Raw genomic sequence first — 16,597 nt, forward strand, 5'->3', positions numbered from 1 at the left:
GTATTGTACGCAGTTTTAGATATAGAGACCACAGGTGGTCAGTTTAATGAAGAAGGGATAACCGAGATTGCCATTTATAAATTTGATGGTCATCAAATCGTTGACCAACTCATTAGCTTAGTAAATCCCGAAAAAGAAATACAACCCTTCGTTGTCAAACTAACGGGGATCAATAGCGCTATGCTACGCCTAGCACCTAAATTTCACGAATTAGCTAAACGCATTATCGAAATGACAGAAGATTGTGTACTTGTTGCTCATAACGCTGCTTTTGATTATCGCGTATTGCGCAATGAGTTTAGTCGTTTGGGCTATGATTTTAAAAAAGACACCCTGTGTACGGTTGAGCTCGCTCAAAAACTATTACCTGAAATGCCGTCGTATAGCTTGGGAAAATTAGTGCGTAACTTGGGCATTCCCTTGGCTGATCGACACCGTGCTTATGGTGATGCACTCGCAACCCTAAAACTCTTTCAATTACTCTTATCCAAAGACACCGAAAAAACAATTCTAACAAGTATGATTAAGTCTGATATTAAAACAGGACTTAATCCCAAGTTTTTTGACATTACAGATAACCTCCCTACTTCTGTGGGTATTTATTATATTCACAACGAAGAAGGCGTGATTATTTACATTGGTAAAAGTCGCAACATCAAGAAGAAAATCATGCAGCACTTTACCAATAATTCGGTGCTATTCAAAAAGGTACAAAAGGAAACCTATACGGTTACTTTTGAGAAAACGGGAACTGAATTAATTGCTATTTTAAAAGAAGCAGAAGAGGTTCTTTTAAATAAGCCTAAATACAACAGGGTGACCAAAAAGGGAATCTTCCCCTACTCCCTCTATATTAAAACAAACCTACAAGGGTATTTTTATTTTAGTTTAGAAAAAACCGATGGCCGCAAGAAAAATCACATGGCTTTTACCTCTTTGGCAGAGGGAAGAAAATTCGTAGATAAAATTACAGCGGATTTTGAACCTCCTTTTTATGTAGAAGTACTCCATGAAAAAAAATCAAAAAAAGTTACAGAAGAAACTTTTTGTACTACATTTGATATTGCTTTCAAAGAATATAATACACTATTACTTAATCTATTACAAAATTACGACCTAGATGAAGGCAATGTATTGATTCTCGATAAAGGACGTACTATCAACGAAAGAAGTGCCGTTGTCATAGAAAGCGGTAAATTATTAGGCTATTGTTTTTACGATTTGAATTATCAAATCAACGACCCTGCTAGAATTGCAGCAAACCTTACGCCTATTACTTTTCACCGCAACAACAGAAATATTATACTCAATTATTTGAATAAGAAAGCTGGTTATAAATTAATCCATTATTAAAAGTATATACGTTGAGACGCAGACTAAAAAATAAGTGGGATATTCTGAAACAGAAGATTTATATCATCATCTATGGTTCTAATACTTTTGCGGGTAAACTATTCGATTTAGTTTTACTAGCCGTGATTCTATTGAGTGTGATTTTGGTTATGTTGGAGTCGATTGAAAGCTACGACATGAAGCATCACACCCTATTGAAAGTATTAGAATGGGTGATTACTATTTTCTTTACGATTGAATACATCTTGCGGATTATCTGCAACAAACAACCGCTAAAGTATATTTTTAGCTTTTATGGTATTGTCGATTTAATCTCGATTATGCCGATGTATTTGTCGTTCTTCGTTTCGGATTTAGGTGTTTTATCTGTCGTTCGAGCCCTGCGTTTACTGCGCTTATTTGGTATTTTAAATCTCGTCCCTTATATTGGACAAGAGTCAAACTTAAAACTCGCCATCAAAGCCAGTCGAACAAAAATCATTGTTTTTATCTACTTTATTGTCGTGGTTTCTATTTTATTAGGCGCTTTAATGTATGTAATTGAAGGAAAAGACAATGGTTTTACGAGTATTCCGAGAAGTATCTATTGGTGTATTGTAACCCTAACCACAGTGGGATATGGAGATATTGCACCCCAGACGACTATCGGACAGATGATTGCTTCGTTTATTATGATTATGGGATACGGTATTATTGCCGTTCCGACTGGAATTGTAACCGCTGAATTTACCAGTTTAAAGCGCAATAAGAGCATTGACGCTAGACGAAGAAGAACGTGTTCTTCTTGTACAACAACAATTTATGATGATGACGCAAATTATTGTTATAATTGCGGCCAAAAATTAGGAGATGTCTTTACCCGATAATACCCATTATTTACTCGTCGTTATTGGCCCAACCGCCATCGGAAAAACGGCTCTAGCTATTCAATTAGCTCAACATTTTCAATGTGAAATTCTATCCTGTGATAGCCGTCAGTTCTTTAAAGAAATGACGCTGGGTACTGCAGTGCCTTCCAAAGAGGAACTAGCAGCAGTGCCACATCACTTTATTCAACATATCAGTATTGAGGATTCCTATTCGGTTGGGGATTTTGAACGCGATGCCATGGCGCATTTAGACCGCTTATTTCAACAAAATAAGGTTCAAGTGATGGTTGGTGGATCCGGTTTATACGTCAATGCCATCTTAGAAGGATTGGATGAGTTTCCGGATATTGATCCTCGCATACGCGAAGAACTCAACCAAGCGTTAGAAGAAAAAGGCTTGCCTTACCTTCAAGAGAAATTAAGAGAACTAGACCCGGTACACTATAAAAAAGTGGCGCTAGACAACCCTCAACGTGTCACTCGCGCGTTGGAGGTATCGATCGGCACAGGACAACCCTATTCTAGTTTTTTAGCAAAGAAAAAGGTCAAGCGCAACTTTGTTCCTATCGTTATTGGATTAGAAGCACCCCGTGAGATTATGTACGAGCGCATCAACAAACGCGTAGACCTTATGCTGGAAGCGGGCCTAGTAGAAGAAGTGAAGGCCTTGATTCCCCATCAAACATTAAATGCCTTACAAACAGTAGGCTATCGCGAGCTCTTCCATTATTTAAATGGCAATGGAACACTCGAAGAAGCTGTAGAAGAAATTAAAAAGAATACGCGTCGTTTTGCCAAGAGACAAATTACTTGGTTCAAACGAACACCAAATGCTACTTGGTATGGGTATCAAACCGATCCAGAACGCATTATTACCGATATTACCCAGCAACTAAACTAATCAATTATGCCCATTTCTGACCAATTCACCTCTATTCACCAACAGTCCTATGAAATTGACTTCTTTGCATGCTCTCCTTCTGGACATCTGAAATGGGTGGATTTATGTAAACTCATTCAAAGCGTTTCGGCAGATCACTCGGTACTTGGCGGAATTAGTTTTTGGGATTTAAAAGAACACAACCAAGCGTGGGTACTCAGTAAATTTCGAATCGAAAAAAAAGCAGAACTTCCAAAATGGCAGGATAAGATTACCATTAGCACTTGGATTGAACGCTTGGATGGTGTACGCTCTATCCGAAATTTCGAAGTTTACCTTGGGGAGCAACTCATTGCAATTGCTTCTTCTCTATGGGTAATCATCAATACAGAACGCCGTAGACCTGAGCTCATTGCACTACCACACGAACACTTTATTAAATACACAGATAAAAAAGTAACTCAAGCAGCGTTTGCGAAACTACACAAAGGTGCCTATCATACAATTGACCAACTCCGCGTGAAGCTCTCGGATTTGGATATGGTGAAACACGTAACGAATATCAAATACCTTGAATGGTGTATTGATGCTGCCTTTGCCTGCCAACAAGCTGTGGATAAAATACAAGTAATTGACATGCATTTCTTAAAAGAAACCCGTATCAATGACACCTGTGAGGTTCAATTCTTACAAGAAAATCAACAACTACACTACCAAATTTGTGTAGAGAATGTGGTTCATTTCTACTGCTTGATGGAAGTGGAATAGATTGTGTATTGTAAAGATCAACGAACGTCAACAATCAACCAACAACAATCAACAAACAACAATCAACCAACAACAATCAACCAACAACAATCAACCAACAACAATCAACCAACAACAAACAACAATCAACAAACAACAATCAACAAACAACAAACAACAAACAACAAACAACCGATAACAAAAAAAGGATAAACTTTAGTTTATCCTTTTTTTTATCCTTGATGTAATTATCTTATTCAGAAAATCTTCCGTTAACTGTTAACTGATTACTGTTAACTGATTACTGTTTACCAAACAAACATCGGGCGTTCCGCCATCATTTCGTTTACTTGATCTGCTACTTCTTCGATTACGTCTTCGTTGGTGTGATCCATAATTACTCTATCGATTAAAGCAACGATTGTTTCCATATCTGCTTCTTTCAATCCTCTAGTAGTAATTGCGGGTGTTCCAATGCGAATACCTGAAGTTACGAATGGCGATTTGTCATCAAATGGCACCATGTTTTTATTTACTGTAATTTCAGCTTTTACTAACGCTTGTTCTGCGTCTTTTCCTGAAATATTTTTGTTTCTCAAGTCGATCAGCATCATGTGGTTATCTGTTCCTCCCGAGATGATGTTATATCCTCTTTTCACGAATGCATCTGCCATTGCTTTTGCATTTTTCTGTACTTGTAACATATAAGTAAAGAACTCATCCGTTAATGCTTCACCAAAAGCTACTGCTTTAGCAGCGATGATGTGCATCAATGGTCCCCCTTGGTTTCCAGGGAATACAGCGCTATCCAACAAAGCAGACATCATGCGTACTTCTCCTTTTGGTGTTGTTAAACCGAAAGGGTTAGGGAAATCTTTTCCAATCATGATCATTCCTCCACGTGGTCCACGCAATGTTTTGTGTGTCGTTGTCGTAATGATATGACAATGAGGCACTGGGTCATTCATCAATCCTTTAGCGATTAATCCCGCTGGGTGAGCAATGTCAGCCATCAATAAAGCTCCTACGCTATCCGCAATTTCTCTAAAGCGTTTGAAGTCCATATCACGAGAATAAGCAGAAGCACCAGCAATAATTAACTGTGGCATTTCTTTTTTCGCTATTTCTGCGATTTTATCGTAATTTAATAATCCTGTTTCTTGCTCTACTCCGTAAAATACTGGATTGTACAATTTTCCAGAGAAGTTCACTGGTGATCCATGGGTTAAGTGTCCACCATGCGATAAATCAAATCCTAAGATTTTATCACCTGGTTTTAAACAAGCAGACAAAACAGCTGTATTCGCTTGTGATCCAGAGTGAGGTTGAACATTCACGTATTCAGCACCAAAAAGAGCTTTTGCGCGGTCAATAGCAATTTGCTCTACTACGTCTACTACTTCACATCCTCCATAGTAGCGCTTGTTTGGATAACCTTCTGCGTATTTATTCGTTAAACAAGATCCGGCTGCTTCCATCGTTTGTTCACTTACAAAGTTTTCAGAGGCAATTAGCTCAAGACCGTGTACTTGTCTATCCCCTTCTTCTACGATTAAGTCGAAAATTTCTGTATCTCTTCTCATCTGAATTGTATATTTCGTTAAATTGACCTCAAATGTACAAAATTCGTTTGTTAATTTGCCCTATAATTATATATTTGATTAAACTATTCATTCAATTAATTAAGCAATAAATATGATGATTACGGCAAATGATCCGAAAAGAGAATCCTGGTTAGAAGTTCAAACACAATCGGACTTCCCTATCCAAAATATTCCTTTTGGGGTTTTTATTACGAAAGATGATATTGTAACAATTGGAACTCGTATTGGCGATTATGCCATCGATTTAAGTGCTTTACAAATGTTAGGGTATTTAAAGGGAATCGAATTGACGGATGATGTCTTTTTACAGGATAATCTCAATGATTTTATCTCTAGCGGAAAGAAAACATGGCGTGCAGTTCGAAATAGAATCGCTGATATTTTCGACAAAGCAGATCCAACCTTACAAAACAACGCTAAACACCGAGAAGCGGTTATCTTTAAAATAGAGGAAGTAGAAATGCAATTACCGGTCTATATTGGTGATTATACCGATTTTTACTCGAGTAAAGAACACGCTACTAACGTGGGTAAAATGTTCCGAGATCCGGCCAATGCTTTATTGCCCAATTGGCTTCACATTCCGGTCGGCTATCACGGTAGAAGTTCGACGGTTATTCCATCTGGCATCAACGTCAAGCGCCCCATGGGGCAAACCTTGCCAAAAGGAGAATCTCAACCCGTATTTGGACCTTCAAAGCGCATTGACTTTGAATTAGAGACTGCCTTTATTACAACGGATGCCAACCTATTTGGTGAGAGTATTCCCGTTGATGAAGCAGAAGATCACATCTTTGGTATGGTTTTATTAAACGACTGGAGTGCTCGCGATATTCAAACATGGGAATATGTTCCACTAGGTCCCTTCCTATCTAAAAACTTCGCTACGTCTATCTCTCCTTGGGTGATTACCCTAGATGCACTAGAGCCTTTTAGAGTGGCTAGTCCTAAACAAGACCCTACACCTCTACCGTATTTACAACAAACAGGAGATAAAACCTTTGATATCAACTTAGAAGTATACCTACAACCAGAAAACGGAAAAGATACCTTGATTTGCGAATCCAACTTCAAGTATTTATACTGGACAATGAGTCAACAATTGGCCCATCACACCATCAATGGTTGTAAAATAAACGCGGGAGATTTAATGGGATCGGGAACAATCTCGGGTCCAACCCCAAATAGCTTTGGTTCTTTATTAGAACTAACGTGGGCGGGGACAAATCCATTAACCTTAGAAGAGGGCACTACACGTACCTTCATCGAAGATTACGATACGATTACCATGAAAGGATATTGTCAAAACGACGACATTCGCATCGGCTTCGGAGAAGTAAGAAGTATGCTACTACCGGATACAGCAACAATGAAATAAGTAAAAAAGGATTTCTCTAGCGAGAAATCCTTTTTTAGTTAACCGTTGACGGTTGACAGTTAACGGTTAAATTTTCTGATTTAAGAATACATATTCTTTAATCGATAATCTATCGAAAAAGCAACTTACGAAAAAGCGAAAAAGCAAATCTCCTCTCCTCATCGCCTTCCCACAACAAACAACAAACAAAAAAGCAATCTCACTTATAAAAAAACTCTTTTGTAAAACCCGTCAATCTGCTTCCATAAATCAGGTCTTTTTTGTACTTTTACTTTCTAATTCGTACAAGAGCTATGTCACAAGTAATTTTATCTTTAACGGGGGTAAATATTTACCAAAACAAACACCAAGTTTTATCTAATGTAAACTTAGAGGTGAACAAAGGTGAATTCCTTTATATTATTGGTAAAACAGGAGCAGGAAAAAGTAGTTTCATGAAAATGCTCTATGCGGATTTAGCTTTAACTGAGGGGGAAGGTACCATTGTTGACTATGATTTAAAACAGTTAAAAGAAAAGGATATTCCTTACTTACGTCGTTCGTTAGGCATTGTGTTTCAGGATTTTAAATTACTACCTGACCGCGATGTGTACGGCAATTTACAATTTGCTTTAAGAGCCACTGGATGGGGAGAACAAGAAGCCATTGACAGACGCATTCAAGAAGTATTGGAGCGCGTGGGTATGTTGTCTCATTTGAAGAAAATGCCACACCAACTTTCGGGTGGAGAACAACAGCGTATTGCTATCGCCCGTGCTCTATTAAATGATCCTGATTTGATTTTAGCGGATGAGCCTACAGGAAACTTAGACCCTCAAACCAGCTCAGAAGTAATGGAGCTATTGCTAGAAATCAATAAAAATGGCCGTACGATTATCATGGTCACGCATGATTATGCTCTACTGTTGAAATATCCAGCAAAGACCTTAAAATGCGACGATGGTTCACTGTTTGAAGTGATTCACCGCACCTCATAATCACGCATGTTATCTATTGTTATACCTGTTTATAATTACAATATTCTACCTTTAGTAGAGCAATTACATCGAGAAGCATTTTCTTTGAACATTCCTTTTGAATTATTGGTTTGTGACGATGCCTCCACTCAGGTATATCATCCAGAGCAACTCGAAGCTTTTCCTTATTTACGTTGGTTTTCAAATCCTGTAAATCAACACGTTGCTTATACTCGTAATCGCTTGCTGAAAACGGCACAATACCCGTGGGTCTTACTCCTAGATGCGGATGTTATGCCTGTCTCTACTACCTTTATTCAGCAGTACCTCGAGCAACGAAACAAGGGCTATTTTTTTCAGGGTGGGTTTACTTACCCTCTTTCTACTGCTTCAACTAAGCGTTCCTTGCGCTTCGTTTATGGTTCTGAAATAGAACAACACAAACACCTGCATTCGTGCTGTAATCTCTTTTTTAATCAGCGGGAATTGCAACTTCAGTTCGATGAGGAAATTACCGAATATGGTTATGAGGATACCCTATTTTTCTTCGCTTTACAAAAGAGAGGAATTGACGTTACCCGCCTGAATAATCCCGTGATTCACCACAGCACCGAAAGCAATCAAACCTATTTGAATCGCAGTACACAAGCTTGTTGGGGCTTAGCCCAATTAGTTGAACAAGGCAAGATCAAAACAGCAGAAGTACAATTGAGTCGAGTGTATAGCCAACTAGAAAAAGCTCGTATATCTCCTCTTTTATATGGTATTAATTGGCTTTTGAAGCGCCCTATTCAACGCAATCTCCTGGGTAAAAATCCGTCTATGCCTGTGTTTAAACTTTTCAAATTACTTGAATTTCACAAAGCTAAGGTAGCGATTCGAAAAAGTAAATCCACTGCTGTAACACCTTAGATTTATCGTATTCTTGCATATCTTTTCTGGCTTGAGCACCTAATTGTTTGCATAATTCAGGTTGTGTCATCAGGCTTAAACAACGCTCTACCATTTGCTGTGGGTTTGCTGGGGGAATCAAATAGCCATTCACTCCGTCGTCAATTAAATCTGATGGGCCGTAATCTACATCAAAGGCAACAACGGGAACTTCATGGGCCATTGCTTCTAAAAAAGCCATTGGCATACCCTCCATATTGGAAGTGTGTAGCATAAAAGCACTGGCTTGTATTTCGCGATTGACATCTTCCACTTCTCCTTTCCAAATCACGGAGTCTACTGCTATTGACTGTAGCTGAGCAACATAAGAAGGTGTTCCTGTTCCGCAAATCACCAAATACCAATCAGGGTGTACGACTGCGACTTGCTTCCAAATAGCCAACAGTGTCTCATAATTTTTTTCAGGTACCAATCGACCAATAGCAATTGCCTGTTTACTTAATTTATTTGTAGGCTGAATGTTTTGATTGAGTGCTATCCAATTGGGTATTACCTTTATATTCGCATGTGCCCAATCTTTCTTTGAACTTTCATTGAGTACAATCAACCCTGTAAAGCGTTTACTCAACCATCTTGTTAGATGATTCACAAGATGGCGCTTCCATTTGGATAAAATTGGAGATAATAAAAAATTACGCGAACCGTGTACTTCAAAGTAGATTGGGATTTCTGTCTTCAAAAAATAAGAGGCAAAATACCCTTTTATGCCGTTGTCCAAAACAAAAATAACATCGGGGTTAAATACCTCGATTCCCTGCTGTTGCACAAAAGAATAATAGCGTTTTACCTGACTAATCGTGCGAATAGGTGCCGTATAAAATTGCCATTGAATCTGAGGATGAAAGGAATAAAAGGGTTGTTTTTGGGTGTCATTCGTACTGATAATTTGCACTTGAAATCCCATTTGAACAAAGGCATCCGTTTTTTGGCTGAGGATACGCGCTACACCTCCCCCTCCTGTACTAGAGGTGGTGATATACAATAGCTTTATTCTCTTATTTCCCATCTTTTTATATACTGATTCGCAATTTTTCTACAATCGTGAACATCTTGCACAAATACACCTGCGCGTTGTCCTATTTCATTTATCTTGGATGGATGGTCAATCAACCAACTCAATTTAGCAACTAAATAAGCGATATCTGGTTTTGCCGAAATACACACTTCATCTTCCTGAAGATTATAGTACTCCAAAAACTCCTCAGAAGCACCTGTAAAGACTACCTGCCCCCTTGCCATAGCCTCTAAAGCATTGTATCCTTGATCTTTAGACAAAACCTGATCCAAGACGATATGGGCCTCTGCTCGTGCCTTTTTATAAGTATCGTACGGCATTTGTTCGGCTACAATCAAATTAATTTGATTGCCATACTTGGCTTGAATTTGCTGTAGGGCTTCTTCAAAATAGCCCATTCCCTTTTGGTGGTAATTACCGCGATTGATTCCCAAAAAAATACACACCCGATCGAAGGGAGCAAACTCCTGTGCGTGGTTTTCCTCTAACACAACAGGATGCGGAATCAATCCCTTATACTTAGCATGAGATTGATTGGGATTCACGTAATCCATGTCACTAGCAATAATCCCTGAACAATGTGTAACAATCATTTTTTGCGTTCGCATTACTCCTCTTTTCTGATAAACATCTACGTAGGCATAATAGGGCTTCAAGTTGGGATTTTGAAGTAAAGGTTGAAGCAAAGACAATTCTTCTGGATGAGTCATCAAGTACTGTAATCCAAAAACGTCTATTCCACAAGAGAGGAGAAATACTTTTTTATTTTGTGCAAAAACGCGTTTTAAAATTCGCCTTTCCCAAATGGGTAAGGTTTGAATAGGCCGGTCGTTAATCAGTTGTACCGCATCAAAGTCTTTCATTTTTTTTAGATGCTGTTGCGCTCGCCATCCAATTTCTAACTCGGCTATATCCCATCCAAAAACTTTGTGGATGGCTTTGCGAATCACTGTTGTCCATCGACCAGTTGTCCAAGAGGGACGAATAGATAAATCAACCTGAAAATCCTTGAATTTATCCCCATCACCAAGCAAGACAACCTCTTCAACCTTTTCTTGTTGAATCAGTCCCTTTTTTAAGGCAGAATGTAATCCACTATAATCTCCTATTAAAAGTATTCTCATTATCTTAGCCGTGATTTGCTCAAATGTACGTTTATCTTTTTATGTCTCAAAAGAAAATAAAAATAGCACTATTGGGGGACACCCTTGCTCACGGAGGTGCAGAACGCATCCACAGTACGCTATCTTTATACTTTGAACAGCTGGACTTTGACGTACACAACATCATCAACTTAGATAGTATTACTTATCCCTATGGGGGTGTTCTATACAACCTTGGTGTGGTAAAATCCGCTCATTTTTCGCTTGGGAATAAATTGAAACGCTTCCGATTATTTCAGCAGTATATCCAAGGTAATTCCTTTGATTATATTCTCGACTTTAGAACGAGAAGCAAGCCTTTTACTGAAGTATTGTTGCAGCACTTCATTTTTGACACGACCTATATTCCTACAGTACACAGTGCTCATTTACCCTGGTACTTTACCTCTAGTTCCTTTTGGGGCAAGCGCATCTATCGCAAAGCCCATTCGATTATCTGCGTCAGTCAAGCCATTGCAGAACAGGTTAAAGCGACCTATCACTATCCTCAAGTGCAAACCTTATACAATCCCATTGCTGTGGAAGACATTCACCAGCAAATGCATGAAGCCAATCCTTTTCAAGGGAAACGCTATGTTGTAGCCTGTGGTAGAATGGATACGGATATCAAACAATTCGATCGCCTGATTGAAAGCTATGCGCAAAGTCGATTGCCTAAACAAGACATTCACTTGGTTATTCTAGGAGATGGTGCTCAAAAAATTGGTTTAGAACAACGAGTAGAAGCACTTAATTTAAAAGAGAGGGTTTCCCTTCCTGGCTTTTACGAGAATCCTTTTCCTATTTTTAAAGAGGCTTTGTTCTTTGTACACAGTAGTCGATTGGAAGGTTTTCCGACCGTATTTTTAGAAGCTTTGGCTTGTGGTATACCCGTGATTAGTTTTAATTGTCCCACAGGACCCAGTGAAATCATCCAATCAGGGTACAATGGTTTACTAATCGAAAATCAAAACTTTGACGCACTTCAGGAAGCAATGGAAAAACTTGCTCTAGACGAGAATCAACGCATAAATCTGAAGGCTAACGCTTTAGATTCTGTACGTTCTTTTGACATTCAAGCCATAGGAAAACAATGGTTAGCACTCTTGCGTTAAGGCTACCATTTCTAGAAACTGATCGTATGAACGAATGTAATCCGATTCATCATATAATCCCGAATTCACGGCTAAGCAAACCGTTCCTGTTTGAAAGTTTTGCAATATACTCCAAATACCCGGTTGAAGAATTAATCCCTTAGCGGGGTTGTCTAAAACAACAGTTCTCTTTTGGATACCATCGTCTAATACTACTTCAAGGCTGCCATTAAGCGCAAAGAGAATCGTTGTTTGTTCTTTGTGTGCATGCCCTCCTCTACTTTTTCCACGAGGAACCTCGTAAATAAAAAATACGCGTTTGATATCAAAGGAAATTATATCCCCTTGAATCACCGCGAGATTTCCTCTCTCATCTTGTATTTCTGGGACACTCATTTCACTACAATCAAAAATGCTATATTTTTTCATCTATACTTGGGTATGTTTGGACTCCGAACGGCTAAAATACCAAGAAAAATAGACAACTAAAACACAACTGTAAATTATATATGCTAAAGTGTAGCCTAAAGTGGCTGCTTCCATATCAAAATGATCAATTAACAGATAGGTAAACCCATAATAACAGCTAAAAAACAAGGTTTCACAAAAGAGATAAGGCCAAAGTAGGCGTTCAGTATAGAAAAGCAACCCGTAAATTAACACAGCTCCTTTGATAAAATCGCCGACTAATTGCCATTGAAGCAAATCAATCATGGGGTTAAAACTATCGTCTAAAACGAGTGGAATAATCCAGCTACGCGTTAGGTAAACCACCGCTAATCCCAAAGCGAATAAAGGTAAAACTGCGGTTAAATACAATCGAATAACTTTTTTCTTCTCTTGAAAAAGGTGTGTTTTTGCTAATTGAGGTAAAAAATAAGTAAAAGCCAAGGTCGTAATAAACAGCATGTAAATGCCTGAAATGCGCTGAATACCTTCCCAAATACCGGCGAGTTCTACTCCGGTGTGTTTCATCAACAGCTTGCGTATCCACAGCAAACACAACGGACTAACAACAGCGGAAAACAAGGCCATTACCGCATAAGAAAACAAAGGTTTGATTAGTGAAAAATCAAACGGTTGCCATTTTAATTGCAACAATTGTTTCACCCAAAACAGGGAAACAAAAAACAAAACTACAGGACTTAAGATCATGGCATACAAGGCCCCACCTAATCCTTGGGTATATACTAAATAGAACGTAAGCAGCAAACCAGAGACATTCCCAATCATATTGAGGTAAATTACCTTTTTAAATTGAGATAATCCCGTTAAAAAGGCCATCCAAATACCGTTCAACACTTGTAAAGGAAAGGCAAAAGCCAAGCAAATAAACAAATTGGTCATCGAAAAAGCTCCTTCAAAGAGATAGAGATCCAATTCCCTCCGCCAAACGAATAAACACACGGAAACCAGGAGCAAAACGACGAGCATAAAACGCAACAAAGTCGTTACAAATTGCTCCACTCGCTTTTGATCCGCTCGATGAGAGGCTACGTATTGTACAATTCCATTGGCTAATCCAAAAGAGGTAAAAGCTTCTAAGGAAGCCAACATATTACGCAGATTTCCCATATAGGCCATCCCCGAAGCTCCAACAAAAAGGGCCAGTATCTTGGCAGAAAACAAAGCCGTAACCAATCGAACAACAATACCGATTGTATTCAATAAAGTTACAGCTGTAAATTCACTCTGTTTTATTTTTTGCCAAATTGACTTATCCATTAATATGCGTTTATTGCTTCAATCACTTGCGTAACTTCTTCTTCTTTGAGAACGGGAGACATGGGAATACTCACTACTTCTTGATGAATTAACTCTGTTACTGGTAGCTGCAAATAGCTAAATTCTGCTAAAGCCGGTTGTTGATGAGGAGCAATCGGATAATGGATCAGCGTCTGTATTCCCCTTGACAAGAGATAACGTTGAAAATGCTCTCGATCCGCAACGCGAACGACAAAGAGATGAAAATTATGTCCTCCTTCTGAAGAGAGATGTGGCAAGATAATTTTTACATTTTTAATTTCGCGCAAATAGCGATAAGCAACAATCAAGCGTTTTTGATTGTCTGCATCTAGCTGGGGTAGTTTTAAATTGAGAATAGCGGCTTGAACTTCATCCAAACGCGAATTGTATCCTTTGTATTTATTTTGATACTTGATATGTGATCCGTAATTGCGGGTAGCGCGAATCACTTCTACTAAATCCAAATGATTGGTCGTAATAGCTCCTCCATCTCCTAGACAACCCAAATTCTTACTTGGATAAAAACTAAAAGCAGCCGCATCACCAAAAGCACCTGCTTTGCAACCGTGCAATACTGTTCCGTGGGCTTGAGCGGCATCTTCGATCAATAGCAAGGCTCTATCCTGACAATAGTGTTTAATTTTATCCATTTCATACACTTGCCCGTACAAATGAACCACCAATACCGCTTTGGTAGCTGAAGTCATGGAATAGCTTATCCCGTGAACATCCATCGTGTAACTATCCAAGTTGGGTTCCACCAAAACTGGATTCAGTCCACAATCCAACAAGGCTAAAATTGTAGCTATATAGGTATTTGCCGGTACTAATACGTCGTCTCCGACACTGAGTTTTCCCAATTTAATATACCCATCAAAGATCAATTTCAATGCATCTAAACCATTGCCCACACCTACGCAGAAAGAAGTACCGCAATAGGCTGCAAACTGCTCTTCGAATGTTACCACTTCATTTCCTAGCATATAAATACCATCGTGAAAGATTTGCTTTATTTTCTGCAAATAAGCATCCTCAAAAGGTTGATTAATCTGTTGTAAATCTAAAAATGATATCATGAAATAGATGTGAGTTTAAAAAGTAAATATAGGAGTTTTTTTTGTGGTTGTTTGTTGTTTGTTGTTCGTTGTTCGTTGTTCGTTGTTTGGTGAGGTGGTGAGAGGGTGAGGTGGTGAGGTGGTGAGGTGGTGAGATTTGTTTAAAGAAAACATCATTTTATTTTAGAAAAATCTACCGATAACTCATAACAGCTAACTCATAACAGCTAACTCATAACAGCTAACTCATAACCGATAACTCATAACCGATAACTCATAACCGATAACTCATAACCGATAACTCATAACCGATAACTCATAACCGATAACTCATAACAGCTAACTCATAACAGTTCATAACCGATAACTCATAACCGATAACTCATAACAGCTCATAACTGATAACAAAAAAAAGCCCTACTCATGAGTAGGGCTTTTAACTATATTAAGTAAGACTAATCTGATTTGACAAACGTTTCTTATTTTACTTTATTAACGATAGCTGCGAAAGCTTCAGGGTGATTTGTAGCTAAATCTGCAAGAACTTTACGGTTCAATTCGATGTTATTAGCTTTCAATTTACCGATGAATACAGAATAGCTTAATCCGTGTAATCTTGCACCAGCGTTGATACGCATAATCCAAAGTGAACGGAAATTTCTTTTCTTTTGTTTTCTATCACGGTAAGCATAAAGCATTGCTTTTTCTACCGCGTTTTTAGCTACTGTCCAAACGTTTTTACGTCTTCCAAAGTAACCTTTGGCTTGCTTCAAAATTCTTTTTCTTCGAGCTCTTGAAGCTACTGCGTTTACTGATCTTGCCATTTTTTACAAGTGTTTTTTGTAGTGGGCGACTTTTTCAAGTTCTTCTAAATGCTTAAGCACCACTCCAGGGTTATTAAATAAATTTAACCAAATCTAAATCTAGTTTCCTAGAATTAGATTAATCTTAATTGATCTTTGATACTTTTCTCATCTGCTTTAGACACTAAAGTAGAGTGAGTTAAAGCTAATTTACGCTTTTTAGATTTTTTAGTCAAAATGTGACTTTTGAAAGCGTGTTTTCTTTTGATTCTTCCAGTACCTGTTAGCTTGAAACGCTTTTTAGCACTAGATTTAGTTTTCATTTTAGGCATTTTGTTCCTAGGTATTATGATTATCTTACTTAATTCTATTTTTATTCTTTTCGAGTGAAAGAATTATTTGGTCTTCTTTTTAGGAGCGATGAACATAGTCATACGTTTTCCTTCCAATACAGGCATAGACTCTACCTTTCCGTATTCTTCTAAATCCTGCGCTAATCTCAGTAACAAAATTTGTCCTTGATCTTTATAGATGATAGAACGACCTTTAAAGAATACAAATGCTTTTAATTTAGCTCCTTCTTTTAAGAACTTTTCAGCATTTTTCTTCTTAAACTCATAGTCATGCTCATCAGTTTGAGGACCAAAACGAATTTCCTTTACGGTAATTTGCGTTGATTTAGCTTTCAACATTTTCTCGCGCTTCTTTTGCTCGTAAAGGAACTTTTTATAGTCAATTACTTTACAAACGGGCGGTTCTGCATTGGGAGAAATCTCCACTAAATCTAACTCTTGCTCTTCAGCTAAACGCAAAGCGTCAGCTAGTTTATATACACCCGTTTCGACGTTGTCTCCGACAAGTCGAACTTCAGGAACACGGATTGCGTTGTTTACTCGATGCAAATCCTTCTTCTCTTCGCGAGGTCTAAATCCCCCTCTTTGTCTTACTGCTATGGCTTTAAAAATTTAAATGCTTGGTTCTACAAGCGTTATACATCATTTGTT

The 16,597-nt window shown here is 38.3% G+C and carries 18 protein-coding genes; 9 read left to right on the top strand and 9 right to left on the bottom strand.

Annotation, left to right across the window (positions count from 1 at the left end):
* Positions 1-3 precede the first annotated feature (3 nt).
* From FBR08_RS00540 to FBR08_RS00560, 5 genes are read left to right on the top strand one after another with little or no spacing between them, the layout of a single operon-like run.
* Positions 4-1,353: an exonuclease domain-containing protein gene (locus FBR08_RS00540; protein WP_158960528.1), complete on the top strand. Its 1,350-nt coding sequence runs from the start codon at positions 4-6 to the stop codon at positions 1,351-1,353.
* 11 nt (positions 1,354-1,364) lie between these two features.
* Entirely contained in the window at positions 1,365-2,219 is an 855-nt protein-coding gene (locus tag FBR08_RS00545; protein WP_158960531.1) for an ion transporter, read from the top strand.
* A complete protein-coding gene (gene miaA, locus FBR08_RS00550) occupies positions 2,203-3,123 on the top strand; it encodes a tRNA (adenosine(37)-N6)-dimethylallyltransferase MiaA (RefSeq protein ID WP_158960534.1) in 921 nt (306 codons plus the stop codon). The genes FBR08_RS00545 and miaA overlap by 17 nt, the downstream gene beginning before the upstream one ends.
* Before the next feature lie 6 nt (positions 3,124-3,129).
* Positions 3,130-3,870 carry an acyl-[acyl-carrier-protein] thioesterase gene (locus FBR08_RS00555; RefSeq protein ID WP_158960537.1) on the top strand — a complete coding sequence of 247 codons (741 nt, stop codon included), beginning with the start codon at positions 3,130-3,132 and terminating at the stop codon, positions 3,868-3,870.
* 3 nt (positions 3,871-3,873) lie between these two features.
* Positions 3,874-4,062: a hypothetical protein gene (locus tag FBR08_RS00560; protein WP_158960540.1), complete on the top strand. Its 189-nt coding sequence runs from the start codon at positions 3,874-3,876 to the stop codon at positions 4,060-4,062.
* Positions 4,063-4,157: 95 nt separating this feature from the next.
* Here FBR08_RS00560 and glyA read toward each other — a convergent pair whose 3' ends face one another.
* Positions 4,158-5,432, bottom strand: a complete 1,275-nt coding sequence (gene glyA / locus FBR08_RS00565) for a serine hydroxymethyltransferase (RefSeq protein WP_158960543.1) — start codon at positions 5,430-5,432, stop codon at positions 4,158-4,160.
* 112 nt (positions 5,433-5,544) lie between these two features.
* Here glyA and fahA point away from each other — a divergent pair, with 112 nt between their 5' ends.
* From fahA to FBR08_RS00580, 3 genes are all read left to right on the top strand, one after another.
* Positions 5,545-6,831: a fumarylacetoacetase gene (gene fahA / locus FBR08_RS00570; protein WP_158960546.1), complete on the top strand. Its 1,287-nt coding sequence runs from the start codon at positions 5,545-5,547 to the stop codon at positions 6,829-6,831.
* A gap of 293 nt (positions 6,832-7,124) precedes the next feature.
* Positions 7,125-7,808: a cell division ATP-binding protein FtsE gene (locus FBR08_RS00575; RefSeq protein ID WP_158960549.1), complete on the top strand. Its 684-nt coding sequence runs from the start codon at positions 7,125-7,127 to the stop codon at positions 7,806-7,808.
* Between the two features lie 6 nt (positions 7,809-7,814).
* Positions 7,815-8,699, top strand: a complete 885-nt coding sequence (locus FBR08_RS00580; RefSeq protein WP_158960552.1) for a glycosyltransferase — start codon at positions 7,815-7,817, stop codon at positions 8,697-8,699.
* On the opposite strand, the gene FBR08_RS00585 is transcribed toward FBR08_RS00580, so the two are convergent.
* A complete protein-coding gene (locus FBR08_RS00585) occupies positions 8,653-9,744 on the bottom strand; it encodes a glycosyltransferase (protein WP_158960555.1) in 1,092 nt (363 codons plus the stop codon). The two genes, FBR08_RS00580 and FBR08_RS00585, sit on opposite strands and share 47 nt — an antisense overlap.
* Positions 9,726-10,877 carry a glycosyltransferase gene (locus FBR08_RS00590; protein WP_158960558.1) on the bottom strand — a complete coding sequence of 384 codons (1,152 nt, stop codon included), beginning with the start codon at positions 10,875-10,877 and terminating at the stop codon, positions 9,726-9,728. The genes FBR08_RS00585 and FBR08_RS00590 overlap by 19 nt, the downstream gene beginning before the upstream one ends.
* 41 nt (positions 10,878-10,918) lie before the next feature.
* On the opposite strand from FBR08_RS00590, the gene FBR08_RS00595 reads away from it, so the two are divergent.
* Positions 10,919-12,010 (top strand): glycosyltransferase, encoded by a 1,092-nt coding sequence (locus FBR08_RS00595; protein ID WP_233266171.1) that lies wholly within the window; start codon positions 10,919-10,921, stop codon positions 12,008-12,010.
* Here FBR08_RS00595 and FBR08_RS00600 read toward each other — a convergent pair.
* The 6 genes from FBR08_RS00600 to infC form a co-directional block, all read right to left on the bottom strand.
* Positions 11,993-12,418, bottom strand: a complete 426-nt coding sequence (locus tag FBR08_RS00600) for a sugar 3,4-ketoisomerase (RefSeq protein WP_158960563.1) — start codon at positions 12,416-12,418, stop codon at positions 11,993-11,995. The genes FBR08_RS00595 and FBR08_RS00600 overlap by 18 nt on opposite strands.
* Positions 12,419-13,714 carry an O-antigen translocase gene (locus tag FBR08_RS00605; RefSeq protein WP_158960566.1) on the bottom strand — a complete coding sequence of 432 codons (1,296 nt, stop codon included), beginning with the start codon at positions 13,712-13,714 and terminating at the stop codon, positions 12,419-12,421.
* The gene (locus FBR08_RS00610) at positions 13,714-14,811 is read right to left on the bottom strand and encodes a DegT/DnrJ/EryC1/StrS family aminotransferase (protein WP_158960568.1); all 1,098 of its coding nucleotides are present in this window, start codon (positions 14,809-14,811) and stop codon (positions 13,714-13,716) included. The genes FBR08_RS00605 and FBR08_RS00610 overlap by 1 nt, the downstream gene beginning before the upstream one ends.
* A 458-nt stretch (positions 14,812-15,269) precedes the next feature.
* A complete protein-coding gene (rplT, locus tag FBR08_RS00615) occupies positions 15,270-15,614 on the bottom strand; it encodes a 50S ribosomal protein L20 (protein ID WP_158960571.1) in 345 nt (114 codons plus the stop codon).
* Between the two features lie 113 nt (positions 15,615-15,727).
* Positions 15,728-15,925: a 50S ribosomal protein L35 gene (rpmI, locus tag FBR08_RS00620; protein WP_158960574.1), complete on the bottom strand. Its 198-nt coding sequence runs from the start codon at positions 15,923-15,925 to the stop codon at positions 15,728-15,730.
* A 63-nt stretch (positions 15,926-15,988) separates the two neighbouring features.
* Entirely contained in the window at positions 15,989-16,495 is a 507-nt protein-coding gene (gene infC, locus FBR08_RS00625) for a translation initiation factor IF-3 (RefSeq protein WP_158960577.1), read from the bottom strand.
* Between the last annotated feature and the right edge of the window lie 102 nt (positions 16,496-16,597).

Source organism: Myroides fluvii, from assembly GCF_009792295.1.
Classification (GTDB): Bacteria; Bacteroidota; Bacteroidia; order Flavobacteriales; family Flavobacteriaceae; genus Flavobacterium; species Flavobacterium fluvii_A.

What these genes read in the sequence shown, in the direction of transcription:
- miaA (WP_158960534.1), top strand. Translation starts at nt 2,203, where the DNA reads ATGTCTTTACCCGATAATACCCATTATTTACTCGTCGTTATTGGCCCA.
- FBR08_RS00555 (WP_158960537.1), top strand. Translation starts at nt 3,130, where the DNA reads ATGCCCATTTCTGACCAATTCACCTCTATTCACCAACAGTCCTATGAA.
- glyA (WP_158960543.1), bottom strand. Translation starts at nt 5,432, where the DNA reads ATGAGAAGAGATACAGAAATTTTCGACTTAATCGTAGAAGAAGGGGAT.
- fahA (WP_158960546.1), top strand. Translation starts at nt 5,545, where the DNA reads ATGATGATTACGGCAAATGATCCGAAAAGAGAATCCTGGTTAGAAGTT.
- FBR08_RS00575 (WP_158960549.1), top strand. Translation starts at nt 7,125, where the DNA reads ATGTCACAAGTAATTTTATCTTTAACGGGGGTAAATATTTACCAAAAC.
- FBR08_RS00580 (WP_158960552.1), top strand. Translation starts at nt 7,815, where the DNA reads ATGTTATCTATTGTTATACCTGTTTATAATTACAATATTCTACCTTTA.
- FBR08_RS00585 (WP_158960555.1), bottom strand. Translation starts at nt 9,744, where the DNA reads ATGGGAAATAAGAGAATAAAGCTATTGTATATCACCACCTCTAGTACA.
- FBR08_RS00590 (WP_158960558.1), bottom strand. Translation starts at nt 10,877, where the DNA reads ATGAGAATACTTTTAATAGGAGATTATAGTGGATTACATTCTGCCTTA.
- FBR08_RS00595 (WP_233266171.1), top strand. Translation starts at nt 10,919, where the DNA reads ATGTCTCAAAAGAAAATAAAAATAGCACTATTGGGGGACACCCTTGCT.
- FBR08_RS00600 (WP_158960563.1), bottom strand. Translation starts at nt 12,418, where the DNA reads ATGAAAAAATATAGCATTTTTGATTGTAGTGAAATGAGTGTCCCAGAA.
- FBR08_RS00605 (WP_158960566.1), bottom strand. Translation starts at nt 13,714, where the DNA reads ATGGATAAGTCAATTTGGCAAAAAATAAAACAGAGTGAATTTACAGCT.
- FBR08_RS00610 (WP_158960568.1), bottom strand. Translation starts at nt 14,811, where the DNA reads ATGATATCATTTTTAGATTTACAACAGATTAATCAACCTTTTGAGGAT.
- rplT (WP_158960571.1), bottom strand. Translation starts at nt 15,614, where the DNA reads ATGGCAAGATCAGTAAACGCAGTAGCTTCAAGAGCTCGAAGAAAAAGA.
- rpmI (WP_158960574.1), bottom strand. Translation starts at nt 15,925, where the DNA reads ATGCCTAAAATGAAAACTAAATCTAGTGCTAAAAAGCGTTTCAAGCTA.